Source organism: Rathayibacter sp. AY1G1, assembly GCF_002932095.1.
In the GTDB taxonomy this organism is placed as follows: Bacteria; Actinomycetota; Actinomycetes; order Actinomycetales; family Microbacteriaceae; genus Rathayibacter.
Genome location: NZ_PSUZ01000001.1, coordinates 23,149 through 34,621 on the forward strand (window position 1 = coordinate 23,149; position 11,473 = coordinate 34,621).

The window sequence follows — 11,473 nt, forward strand, 5'->3', positions numbered from 1 at the left end:
CTGAGCTACTGCTCGCGCGCGAGGCGCTTCGCCCGGGCCGCCGCGGAGACCTGCGTGATCACCACCACGAGGATCGCCAGGACGAACACCGCCGATGCGATGACGTTCGCCTCCGCCGGGATGCCGCGCGCCGCCGCGATGTAGATGTACTTCGGGAACGTGGTGACCGATCCGGAGTTGAAGTTCGTGATGATGAAGTCGTCGAAGCTCAGCGCGAACGAGAGCAGCGCCGCGGCGAGGATGCCGGGCAGCAGCAGCGGGAAGGTGATCCGCCAGAAGACCTGGTTCGGCGACGCGTAGAGGTCGCGTCCCGCCTCCTCCAGCTTCGGGTCCAGGCTCGCCACCCGCGCCTTCACGGTGACCACGACGAAGCTGATGCAGAACATCGTGTGCGCCAGCACGATCGTGACCAGCCCCTTCTCGGCGCCCACGCTGAGGAACTGCGCGGCGAGGCCGGCTCCGAGCACCACCTCCGGAGTCGCCATGGGGAGGAACAGCAGCAGGCTGATCGCCGACCGGAACCGGAAGCGGAACCGCACGAGCGCGATGGCGATCATGGTGCCGAGCGCAGTGGCCAGCACGGTGGCGATCACACCGACCAGCAGGCTGTTCCCGAAGGCGGTCATCACCTCCTCGCTGGTCCAGGCCGACACCCACTTGTCGAGGGTGAACCCGCGCCAGGCGAGGTTGCTCTTCCCCGAGTCGTTGAAGGAGAAGACGAAGGTGTACCCGATAGGGATGAGCAGGAAGAGCAGCGCCAGCGCCGTGTAGACGCCGAGCCCGAGGCCCCGGAAGCGGCGGCGGCCCCGGATCGGGGCGGGGGGCGACGCGCCGAGCGCCTCCTGGGCGCTCGCGAGCGGACGGTCGGCCGTCGCGGTCACAGGAGGTCCTCCGTTCCACTGCGCTTCACGTAGAAGCCGACGATGACCAGGATCACGGCCATCAGCACGATCGAGAGCGCGGCGGCCGCCGGGTAGTTCTCGAGCGTGAGGAAGTTCGCCTCGATCGCGTTGCCCACCATCGAGGTCTGCGACGAGCCGAGGAAGTCCCGGCTCGCGTTGATGTAGTCGCCCGCCGCGGGGATGAACGTCAGCAGCGTGCCGGAGACGATGCCCGGCATCGACAGGGGGACGGTCACGCTCCAGAACACGGAGGCGGGGTGCGCGTAGAGATCCGACCCTGCCTCCAGGAAGCGCACGTCGAGGCGCTCGAGCGTCGTGTACAGCGGCAGCGTCATGAACGGGATGAAGTTGTAGGTGATGCCGAAGATCACGGCGATCGGCGTCCCCGTGAGGTGGCCGTCGCTCGGCAGGACCGCCACGGCCTTGAGCGCCTGCACGAGCGGGCTCTCGTCCGCGAGGATCTGCTTCCACGCCAGCGTCCGGAGCAGGAAGCTGATGAAGAAGGGCGCGATCACCAGCGTGAGGAGCAGGTTCTGCAGCAGCGGCCAGGGCCGCGCCTTCACTCCGATGAAGTAGGCCAGCGGGTAGCTGATCACCAGCGCGAGCACCGTCGCGATCAGCGCGTAGCCGAAGGAGCGGAGCACGTGCGGCCAGTAGTCGCCCATCACCACGAGGTAGTTCTGCCAGGCGAACCCGGGGGCGTACTCGCCGATGTCCCCGTCCGGCACCTCGGCCTGGAAGGACGTGAGCACGAGCGAGATCAGCGGCGCCAGGAAGAACAGCAGCATGTAGGCGATGCCCGGCAGCAGCAGGACGAGCGCGACCGTCGACCGCCGGCGGACCGGAGCGTCCTGAGGATCCGCCTGCCCCGTGGCGAAGGCGGCGAAGGCCATGCCTACGCTCCCCCGCTGCGACCGGCCAGGAGCCCCCGGCGCTGCACGGCGATGGCGCTGGTGGAGTCGTCCGCCTCGAAGCGCGGGACCGAGCCCGGTTCGTCCGCGAGTCCGAAGCCGTGCTCGGTGCTGAAGCCGACCCACACCTCCGCTCCCTCGCCGACGACCGGCCCGAAGACCATGTTCTGCGCGAAGACGACCACCGGGCCCAGGCCCGGCATCCGGATCGTGTACTGGGTGCTGACCCCGCTGAAGGAGACGTCGACCACTCGGCCGGGCCCGAGCACGTTCCGGCCGGAGTCCGCCGGCGGCTCCTGCGTCAGCAGCAGGAGCTTCTCGGGGCGGACGCCGACCGTGATCTCCCCGCTCGTGCGGGCGCAGCGGGCGACGGGCACGACGATCCGGTGCCCGCCCGCGTCGACGGTGAGTGCGCGGTCGGTGCTGCCGACCACCTCACCCGTGAAGAGGTTGGACTGGCCGAGGAAGTTCGCGACGAACGCGGTGCGCGGGAGCTCGTAGAGCTCCTCCGGCGCGCCCATCTGCTCGATCCTGCCCTTGTTCATCACCGCGACGGTGTCGGCCATCGTCATGGCCTCCTCCTGGTCGTGCGTGACGTGGAGGAAGGTGAGGCCCACCTCCTCCTGGATCGACTTGAGCTCCAGCTGCATCTGCCGGCGGAGCTTGAGGTCGAGGGCGCCGAGCGGCTCGTCGAGCAGGAGCAGGGCGGGCCGGTTGACGAGGGCGCGCGCGAGGGCGACCCGCTGCTGCTGACCACCGGAGAGCTGCGCGGGGCGGCGCTGGGCGAGGTGGTCGAGCTCGACCAGGCGGAGCGCCTCGTGCGCCTTGCCGACGGGGTCGGCGATCCTCCGCCGCTTCAGGCCGAAGGCGACGTTCTCGAGGATCGACATGTGCGGGAACAGCGCGTACGACTGGAACACGGTGTTGACGGGCCGCTGGTACGTCTTCGTCTCGGTGACGTCCCGCCCGCCGATGAGGATCCGGCCGGCGGAGGGCTCCTCGAGCCCGGCGACCAGGCGCAGCGTCGTCGTCTTGCCGCAGCCCGAGGGGCCCAGCAGGGCGAAGAAGGAGCCCGCCGGGATGGTGAGGTCCAGGGAGTCGATGGCCGTGAAGCCCGGGTACTGCTTGCTGATCCCGACCAGCTGGAGGTCGGCGCCGCTCTCGGCGAAGGTCCCGATCGCCATCAGATGCCCAGGAGCACCTTCTGGAACTCGGCCTGGTACTCCTTCTCCTCCGCGGCGGTCAGGGTCCGGAACACGTGCGCCTGCGCGAGCGTGTCCTCGTCGGGGAAGATCAGCTGGTTCTCGGCCAGCTCCGGATCGATGCTCTCCATGACGTCCTTCGCTCCATCCACGGGGGTGATGTAGTTGACCCAGGCGGCCACCTCGGCGGCGACCTCGGGCTCGTAGTAGTAGTTCATCAGGGCTTCGGCGTTGGCCTTGCGCTCGGAGCCCATCGGGACCACGAAGGTGTCGTTCCAGAGTGCGCCGCCCGAGTCGGGGAAGGCGAACTCCCACTTGTCGCCGGCCTCGGCGTTGATCAGGGTGATGTCGCCGGACCAGCAGATCGCCGCGAGGGTGTCCTCGTTCTGCAGGTCGTTGAGGTACGCGTTCCCCTTGATGTTGCGGATCTGTCCGGCGTCGACCTGCTCGCGGAAGACGTCGATCGCGTTCATGTACTCGTCGTCGCCCCAGGAGCCGGCGATGTCCGTCCCCTGAGCGAGCATGATGAGCCCGATCGTGTCGCGCATCTCGCTCAGCACGCCGACGCGGCCGCGGAGCGACGGATCCCACAGATCCTCGATGCTCGAGAGGCCCTTCGGCAGCTTCTCCCTGTTCCAGCAGATGCCCGAGAACCCCGCCTGGTACGGGAGGGAGAGCCGGCGGCCCGGATCGAAGTCGGGGTTCGCCAGCGAGGGGGTGAGGTTGGCGATGTTCGGGATGTTCGCGTGGTCGAGCTCCTGCACGTAGCCGCGGCGGACCAGGCGCGAGACCATCCACTCCGTCAGGCAGACCGTGTCGGCGCCGATGTACTGCCCGAGCGCGAGCTGGTCCTTCACCTTGCCGTAGTACGAGTTGTTGTCGTCGACGGCGACGTTGTAGGTCACCGCGATGCCCGTCTGCTCCTCGAAGCCCTGGAGCGTGGGGTGGTTCCCGTCGTCGTCCTCGTCCATGTAGGCGGGCCAGTTGTCCCACACCAGGCGCGGGTCGCCGGCCGATCCGTCGGCGGCGGCGGTCGGAGCGGCACGGGTCTGCGGGGCGCAGGCGGCCAGGGCGAGGGCACCCGCTCCGAGGCCGATCCCGCCGAGGACCGCCCGACGCGAGAGGACCGCCCGGCGCTCGCGCTCGTGCGAGCGTGCCGCGGCGACGGCCCGGCGGAGGACGGGATCCCTCGGGAGGGGACGGGTCATGGCGGGGGCTCCTGACTGCGTCGGGGCTCGTGCCTCGGGGGCCGAACGTGGGGAAATACTGGCACAGCGCTCATCCGCCTGTCACGGCGAACGGAGGAGAACGCTCATCCGGAAACATGATCGTCACGAATTCCGCACCCGGAGTCCGTGTCGACCGCCGATTCGGTCCCCGGAGGCCGTGCCGTCAGCGGGTGAGGGGCGGGCGTCCCGAGCCGCCGGCGGACCCGTCGACGCGCTCGACCGCCATCTCGACGGAGGAGAGCAGGATCCGGCTGCCGAGCTTCGCGCGGTAGCGGCGGCCGGCCTCGAGCGGGAGCGGCGCCTGGGTCGGTGCGACCAGCACGGACCCGTTGGCCGACCAGCGGTCCCTGACCCAGAGCCCGCCCTCGTCGAAGCCGAACTCGAGGTGGGTCTTGGAGAGGGATCGCGACGGATCCGGGATCGCGAGGATGTGCCGGAACGTCTCGTTGGGGTCCGGGAGCGGCTGGCGTCCGATCAGGCCGTTGCCGGTCACGATCGCGTGCTGCCCGGTCGCGAAGCTGAGGCGCACGAGCCCCTGCGAGGGCGGCGCCATCGGTGCGCCGGGGGCGGGACGCCGGTGCCGGCCGGGGGCCAGGCCCGGCAGCCAGGCACGGCGGGACGGGTCGAGGACCGTCGTGTCGCCGGAGGACGAGGGGCGGGACGCACCCGTCGTGGCATGCGCCGCCACCGACGAACCGCACTCGCCGCAGAGGATCGCCCCGGGAGCGAGGTTGGAGCCACACGTGCTGCAGATCACCGAGAACGCCCTTCCGCTCACCATCGTACCCAGCGCCGGCGCGGGGAGCCCCGAGCCGGCCGAACCCGACGCGAACCGGCAGGCGCCGGACCGTCGTACGGCCGTTCGGCGCGTGCGGGCGGTCCGGCGGCACCACGACCGCGGCCGCCCCGTGCCGGGGCGCTGCTCGTCAGACCGGTGCGCCGGCCTCCTCGTCGCCGGTGACCGCGAGGACGTCGACGACGATCACGGTGACGTTGTCGCGCCCGCCGTTGTCCAGCGCGGCGTCGACCAGGGCGTCGGCCGCCTCCTGAGCGGAGCCGGTGCCGCTGAGCAGGTGGCCGACGCCGGCATCGGTCAGCTCCTTCGTGAGTCCGTCCGAGCAGATCAGCAGACGCGATCCGGCGAGGACGGGCACGAGCCGGTAGTCGGGGACGGGCGCCTCGTGGAAGCCGACCGCGCGGGTGATCACGTTGCTGTGCGGATGCACGTCGGCCTCGTCGCGGGAGATCAGGCCCGCGTCGACCAGCTCCTGGACGATGGAGTGGTCCACGGTGAGCTGCACGAGGGTCCCGGCGACGCTCAGGTACACGCGCGAGTCGCCGATGTTGAAGACGGACCAGTAGGGCTCTCCCCCGACCACCGTGAGCGCGATCCCGGTGACCGTGGTCCCGGTGCCGACGTCGGCCGTGTGCGACTGCCGGGCGATGTCCCCGACCGCCTCCCGAAGCGCCCGGTCGATCTCCTCCGCTCCGACGGTCGCGCCGAGCGCCGCGGTGGACAGGCGCGACACGACCGCGTCGCTGGCGACCTCTCCTGCCGCGTGCCCGCCCATCCCGTCGGCGACAGCGAAGAGCGGGCTCTTGGCGAGGTAGCTGTCCTCGTTCGCGCTGCGCACGTGGCCGGTCTCGGTGCGCGCGGCCCAGCCGAGGGTGACTTCGGCCGAGGGTGCGTCGGAGCTCCAGGCGGAGACGGGGACGGTGACGGACGCGCGGCTGCGGCCGATCTGCGTCATCGCTGCTCCTCGCATCCCCGTGGCCCGCAGCCGTCCGGTCCGACGGCCCGTGACCGCCGGCTCCAGGGGTGCCCGGCCGCCTCCCGATGGTAGTCGCTGACGGCCCTCCGCCGAGCCGGCCGCCATCGCTGTCGCCCGATGTCCGTCGCGCAGACGGGACCACGCTCAGACCACCGGATCCGATGCCGGAGCGAGCTCCGACGTGCGGATCCACTTGCCCGGGCACTCGAGGACTGCCAGAATCGCCGCATGGCCCCGTCTCGCCCGCCCTCTCAGCGTCCTGTCCAGCTCGACGAGGTGTCGAAGGCGATCATCGAGCAGCTGCAGGCCGACGGTCGGCGCTCGTACGCCGAGATCGGCAAGGCCGTGGGCCTGAGCGAGGCGGCCGTCCGGCAGCGGGTGCAGAAGCTCACCGAGTCGGGCGTCATGCAGATCGTCGCGGTGACGGATCCGATGCAGCTCGGATTCTACCGCCAGGCGATGATCGGTGTGCGCGTCACCGGCGACACCCGCGACGTCGCGGACCGGCTCGCCTCCATCCCCGCCGTCGACTACGTCGTGCTGACGGCCGGCTCCTTCGACATCCTCGCCGAGGTCGTGTGCGAGAACGACGACGATCTGATCGCCCTGCTCAACCAGGAGATCCGGTCGCTTCCCGGCGTGCTCTCGACCGAGACCTTCGTCTATCTGAAGCTCCACAAGCAGTTCTACAACTGGGGAACGCGGTAAAAGATGACCACCGAGACAGCCTTCTCGACCTCCGGCCTCGAGTCGGGCGATCCCGTCCGCGGGACCGACGCGCCTGGGGGGATCGACGACGCCTCCCTGCAGAAGAAGGCGAAGGACCACCTCTGGATGCACTTCACCCGTCAGTCGACGATGGACTCCGGCGCGGGCGTGCCGATCATCACGCGCGGCGAGGGACACCACATCTGGGACAGCACCGGGCGCAAGTACTTCGACGGCCTGTCCGGCCTCTTCGTCGTCAATGCGGGACACGGGCGGCGCCGACTGGCGGAGGCCGCGGCGAAGCAGGCGTCCGAGCTCTCCTTCTTCCCGCTCTGGTCCTACGCGACCCCCTCGGCGATCGAGCTGGCCGACCGGCTCGCCGACCACGCGCCGGGCGACCTGAACCGGGTCTTCTTCTCGACCGGCGGCGGCGAGGCGGTGGAGACGGCGTTCAAGCTCGCCAAGCACTACTGGAAGCTGCAGGGCAAGCCGGGCAAGCACAAGGTCGTCTCGCGCTCGGTCGCGTATCACGGCACTCCCCAGGGAGCGCTCGCGATCACGGGCATCCCCGGGATGAAGTCGATGTTCGAACCGCTGGTGCCGGGCGGCTTCCGTGTCCCCAACACCAACTTCTACCGGGCTCCCGAGCACGGCGACGACCTCGAGGCGTTCGGCCTGTGGGCGGCGAACCGCATCGAGGAGATGATCGAGTTCGAGGGGCCGGACACGGTGGCCGCCGTGTTCCTGGAACCCGTGCAGAACTCGGGCGGCTGCTTCCCGCCCCCTCCCGGGTACTTCCAGAGGGTCCGCGAGATCTGCGACAAGCACGACGTGCTGCTGGTGTCCGATGAGGTGATCTGCGCGTTCGGCCGTATCGGGCACATGTTCGCCTGCGACGAGTACGGCTACGTGCCGGACATGATCACCTGCGCGAAGGGGATGACCAGCGGCTACTCCCCCATCGGCGCGACGATCGTCAGCGATCGGATCTACGAGCCCTTCCGCCACGGTCAGGTCGTCTTCCCGCACGGCTACACCTTCGGCGGCCACCCCGTCTCGGCCGCGGTCGCGCTCGAGAACCTCGACATTTTCGAGGAGGAGGGCCTGAACGAGCGCGTGCGAGAGAACTCGCCCGTCTTCCGGTCCACGCTCGAGAAGCTGCTCGACCTGCCGATCGTCGGCGACGTCCGGGGCGACGGCTACTTCTTCGGCATCGAGCTGGTGAAGGACAAGGCGACGAAGGAGACGTTCGACGAGGACGAGTCGGAGCGGCTGCTGCGCGGATTCCTCTCGAAGGGGCTCTTCGACGCGGGGCTGTACTGCCGGGCGGACGACCGAGGCGATCCCGTCGTGCAGCTCGCACCGCCGCTCACCATCGGCCCGCGCGAGTTCGACGAGATCGAGCAGATCCTCCGGAGCGTTCTCACCGAGGCCTGGTCGCGGCTCTAGCGACCTCACGCGGCGCGCTCCCGCCGATCGGCGGCGAGTGCGGCCGCGACCCGGCGCGCACCTGCGTGGTGCGGATCGAGAGCGACGGCCTCGTCGGCGAGCCGTCCGGCCTCGTCGGCACGGCCCTCACCGGCCAGGATCCGCGCGAGGAGGACGAGCACTCCGGCTCGCTCGCTCGCGGGTGCGACGACGGCGGCACGGCGGAGCAGTGGGGCGAGCGCTCCCGCCGCGCCGGGGTCACCGCTCCGCGCCGACCGCAGCACGCGGTCCGCACCGCGGCTGCGCTGCACGGCCACGACGAGCGCAGCCAGGCCCGCCGGCCGGATCTCGGGATCGGGACCGGCGAGAGCTCGCCGGAGGAGGTCGTCGACACCGCGCAACAGCACGTCGGGCAGTTCGGCCCGCGGGTGGCGGTCGAGGAGACGGTCGACCGCGGCGGCCACCGCTCGCGGGTCGTCCCGGTCGCCGGCCTCGAGCCCGTCGTCGCCGCCGGACGACGGGAGCACGGCGACGCGGAGGGCGAGGCCGGGGAGCCGGCGCGCACGCTCCTCGAGGGCGGCGACGAGTCCCTCGCACGACTCCGGACCCGCCTCGCCGGGATGCACCAGCGCGAGTGCTCGCCGCACCCGCCCGAACCGGCCGAGCGCACCGAGGCAGGCCCGCGCGATCAGGGACGGATCCGCACCCGACAGCTCGAAGCGGAGCGAACCGCTCGGCGCGCCGGCCCGGAACGGGACGAGCACGAGGCTCGCCTCCGCCGCACCCCGCCGGGATCCGTGAGCGGCATGGAACAGGGCGGCGTCGTCGGGTGAGGCCGGGACACGCGAGGCGGGAGCGGGGTGGAGGAAGATCGCTGAGGAGGTCATGCTGCGATCCTGCCGACCCTCGCACCCGCCGGGAGCGACGGCCCTCGGGATCATCGGAAGGATCTCGAGATCGCCGCCTGTGGAGGGAGAGGTCCCATCGACACCGAATCGCCGGCGCTCGGATGGCGCCCTCCGGCCAGGAATCCCTCCACAGGGACCGATCGGCCGAGTTCTGCACCGGTGTCCGATTCCCGCCGGTCGGTGGGGAGTCCCGCGGATACTCTCGACGCATGAGAACGACTCCCCTTCACGTCCGACGGACGACGAGCCCCCTCGGCCGCATCGAGGTGGGCAGCGACGGCGATGCGATCGTCTCGCTCGCCATCGAGCAGGCCGGTCTGCTCCCGCACGAGCACCTCCCGGAGTCGGACCTCCCGGTGCTCCTGCGGGCCGTCGAGCAGCTGGACGAGTACTTCGACGGGACCCGCCGCTCTTTCGATCTGCCGGTCGCTCTGCGCGGCACGCCCTTCCAGCTCGAGATCTGGCAGCGGCTCCAGGCTCTGGGCTTCGGGGAGATCACCTCCTACGGCGCACTGGGCACGGCTGCCGGTCGCCCCCGGGCGGGCCGGCCGATCGGCGGAGCGGTAGGTGCGAACCCGGTGCCGATCATCGTGGGCTGCCACCGCGTCCTCGCGAGCGACGGACGGATCACCGGCTTCAGCGCGGGCGAGGGCGTCGCCACGAAAGCCTGGCTTCTCGATCACGAGGGGATCCCCCACCGATGAGCACGGCCGACGGACTCGTCGAGGGAGAGGACGGCCTGGTCCGCTGCGCCTGGAGCGGCGCGGATCCGGAGTACCGCCGCTACCACGACGAGGAATGGGGCACCCCGCTGCACGGAGATCGCCTGCTGTTCGAGAAGATCTCCCTCGAGGCGTTCCAGTCCGGCCTCTCCTGGATCACGATCCTCCGCAAGCGGCCGAGGTTCCGCGAGGCCTTCGACGGCTTCGATCCGGCCCGCGTCGCCCGGTACGACGACACCGATGTCGAGCGGCTGATGGAGGACAGCGGCATCATCCGGAACCGCGCGAAGATCATCGCCACCCGGGACAACGCCCGGGCCGTGCTCGCGCTCCTGGAGCAGAGAGGCGAGGGCGCGCTCGACGAGCTCGTGTGGTCCTTCCACGATCCGGACGTCGAGGACCGGGTGGTCCGAGCCGCCGACGTCCCTGCGACGACGCCCGGGTCGACGGCGCTCGCGCGAGCGCTGAAGGCCGCTGGGCTCCGCTTCGTCGGACCGACCACCGCGTACGCGCTGATGCAGTCGGCCGGAGTCGTCGACGACCACCTCACCGGCTGCTGGCGCCGACGCTGACGCCTACGACTCCGGCACGACGAGGTCGAGCTCTCCCGTGTGCCGGTTCTCGGCGAGCAGGAACCCGCGCCCGGCCGCCCACGCCGAGAGCTCGCCGAGCGACTCCGTCGCCACCCGGTCCTCCGCCAGCGCCCTGACGAAGCGTCCCTTGCCCTGCTTGTTGAAGTGGTTCAGCGACCGGAGGACGCCGTCGGCCCCGCGCGAGCGGACGCGGACGAAGAACCGCCCCTCGCCCGCAGGGACCGGTCCGAGCGCCGCGTACGCCTCGCTCCGCAGATCGAGGACGAGCCCGTCGAGCGCGCTCAGCACCCGCCCGGCCTTCGCCGCCCACCACCGCTTGAGCGGTCTGCCCGGCACACGGGAGTCGTGGGACAGACGGTAGGCAGGGATCAGGTCGAGGGCGCGGATCGGCCCCCAGAGCGCGGACTGCACGATCGCCGTCCGACCGAGCACCTCCCGTGCACCGGGATCGAGGCTGCGCGCGTCGAGCGCATCGAAGAGCACCCCGTCGAAGCGGTCGACCGCGGGGAGGCCTGCCGCGGTCGCGAGCGCCGCGTTGCGATCGATCTCGCCGAGCTGACGCGGACCGAGCTTCAGCGCCCGGGCCGAGAGCTCGCGGTCCCCGGCCAGCGCGATCAGCGCCTCGGCCAGCTCGCGCCGCTTCGGGTGGAGCTCGGGGAAGGCGAGCGACTCGAGCACGAACGGCTCGTCACCGCCGTCGCGCTTCGTCTCGGACGGTGGCAGCAGGACGTGCACAGGACTCCTTCGGAGAAGAGGGACGGGCGGCACGACGAAGGGGCCGGACGATCGCGATGATCGTCCGGCCCCTCCGTTCCGCGGTGAGCGGCGGTGTACTAGACCAGCGATGCCTGACGGGCGACCACGGTCACCACGTCGTTCTCGACGGACAGGAAGCCGTCGTCGGCCTGCGCGGTGAGACGCGTGCCGTCCAGGGCCGTGACGCGCACCTCGCCGGTGGCGAGGATCGCGAGCATCGGCTCGTGGCCGGCGAGGATGCCGATCTCGCCCTCGACCGTGCGAGCCGTGAGCTGCTTCGCCTCTCCGGACCACACCTCGGCGTTCGCGGACACGACGCTGACCTTCAGGGTCCCGGCCATG

The 11,473-nt window shown here is 71.0% G+C and carries 13 protein-coding genes; 4 read left to right on the plus strand and 9 right to left on the minus strand.

Going from position 1 to position 11,473, the window contains the following annotated elements:
* Positions 1 to 5 precede the first annotated feature (5 nt).
* The 6 genes from C5C36_RS00105 to C5C36_RS00130 all read right to left on the minus strand — a co-directional run bounded on the left by C5C36_RS00105 (position 6) and on the right by C5C36_RS00130 (position 5,995).
* On the minus strand, positions 6 to 812 hold the full coding sequence (locus C5C36_RS00105) for an ABC transporter permease (protein WP_181027101.1): 807 nt from the start codon (positions 810 to 812) through the stop codon (positions 6 to 8).
* 65 nt (positions 813 to 877) lie between these two features.
* Complete coding sequence (locus C5C36_RS00110; RefSeq protein ID WP_104260097.1) at positions 878 to 1,795, minus strand: ABC transporter permease; 918 nt, start codon at positions 1,793 to 1,795, stop codon at positions 878 to 880.
* A gap of 2 nt (positions 1,796 to 1,797) precedes the next feature.
* The gene (locus C5C36_RS00115) at positions 1,798 to 2,997 is read right to left on the minus strand and encodes an ABC transporter ATP-binding protein (RefSeq protein ID WP_104223036.1); all 1,200 of its coding nucleotides are present in this window, start codon (positions 2,995 to 2,997) and stop codon (positions 1,798 to 1,800) included.
* Positions 2,997 to 4,223: a PotD/PotF family extracellular solute-binding protein gene (locus C5C36_RS00120; RefSeq protein WP_104223035.1), complete on the minus strand. Its 1,227-nt coding sequence runs from the start codon at positions 4,221 to 4,223 to the stop codon at positions 2,997 to 2,999. The genes C5C36_RS00115 and C5C36_RS00120 overlap by 1 nt, the downstream gene beginning before the upstream one ends.
* A 184-nt stretch (positions 4,224 to 4,407) precedes the next feature.
* The gene (locus C5C36_RS00125; RefSeq protein ID WP_104223034.1) at positions 4,408 to 4,932 is read right to left on the minus strand and encodes a hypothetical protein; all 525 of its coding nucleotides are present in this window, start codon (positions 4,930 to 4,932) and stop codon (positions 4,408 to 4,410) included.
* A 238-nt stretch (positions 4,933 to 5,170) separates the two neighbouring features.
* The gene (locus C5C36_RS00130; protein ID WP_104225583.1) at positions 5,171 to 5,995 is read right to left on the minus strand and encodes a PP2C family serine/threonine-protein phosphatase; all 825 of its coding nucleotides are present in this window, start codon (positions 5,993 to 5,995) and stop codon (positions 5,171 to 5,173) included.
* A 249-nt stretch (positions 5,996 to 6,244) separates the two neighbouring features.
* On the opposite strand from C5C36_RS00130, the gene C5C36_RS00135 reads away from it, so the two are divergent.
* Positions 6,245 to 6,724: an Lrp/AsnC family transcriptional regulator gene (locus tag C5C36_RS00135; RefSeq protein WP_104223032.1), complete on the plus strand. Its 480-nt coding sequence runs from the start codon at positions 6,245 to 6,247 to the stop codon at positions 6,722 to 6,724.
* A gap of 3 nt (positions 6,725 to 6,727) precedes the next feature.
* Positions 6,728 to 8,173, plus strand: coding sequence for an aspartate aminotransferase family protein (locus C5C36_RS00140; protein ID WP_104223031.1), 1,446 nt, complete (start codon positions 6,728 to 6,730; stop codon positions 8,171 to 8,173).
* 5 nt (positions 8,174 to 8,178) lie between these two features.
* Here C5C36_RS00140 and C5C36_RS00145 read toward each other — a convergent pair whose 3' ends face one another.
* The gene (locus tag C5C36_RS00145; RefSeq protein ID WP_104309052.1) at positions 8,179 to 9,039 is read right to left on the minus strand and encodes a hypothetical protein; all 861 of its coding nucleotides are present in this window, start codon (positions 9,037 to 9,039) and stop codon (positions 8,179 to 8,181) included.
* Positions 9,040 to 9,269: 230 nt separating this feature from the next.
* Here C5C36_RS00145 and C5C36_RS00150 point away from each other — a divergent pair, with 230 nt between their 5' ends.
* Together C5C36_RS00150 and C5C36_RS00155 are read left to right on the plus strand one after the other, a co-directional pair.
* Positions 9,270 to 9,764, plus strand: a complete 495-nt coding sequence (locus C5C36_RS00150) for a methylated-DNA--[protein]-cysteine S-methyltransferase (RefSeq protein WP_104223029.1) — start codon at positions 9,270 to 9,272, stop codon at positions 9,762 to 9,764.
* A complete protein-coding gene (locus C5C36_RS00155) occupies positions 9,761 to 10,354 on the plus strand; it encodes a DNA-3-methyladenine glycosylase I (protein WP_104232699.1) in 594 nt (197 codons plus the stop codon). Before C5C36_RS00150 ends, C5C36_RS00155 begins: the two co-directional genes overlap by 4 nt.
* 3 nt (positions 10,355 to 10,357) lie before the next feature.
* On the opposite strand, the gene C5C36_RS00160 is transcribed toward C5C36_RS00155, so the two are convergent.
* Positions 10,358 to 11,110, minus strand: a complete 753-nt coding sequence (locus C5C36_RS00160) for a YaaA family protein (RefSeq protein WP_104309053.1) — start codon at positions 11,108 to 11,110, stop codon at positions 10,358 to 10,360.
* Positions 11,111 to 11,208: 98 nt separating this feature from the next.
* Positions 11,209 to 11,472, minus strand: a complete 264-nt coding sequence (locus C5C36_RS00165) for a F0F1 ATP synthase subunit epsilon (RefSeq protein ID WP_104223026.1) — start codon at positions 11,470 to 11,472, stop codon at positions 11,209 to 11,211.
* Between the last annotated feature and the right edge of the window lies 1 nt (position 11,473).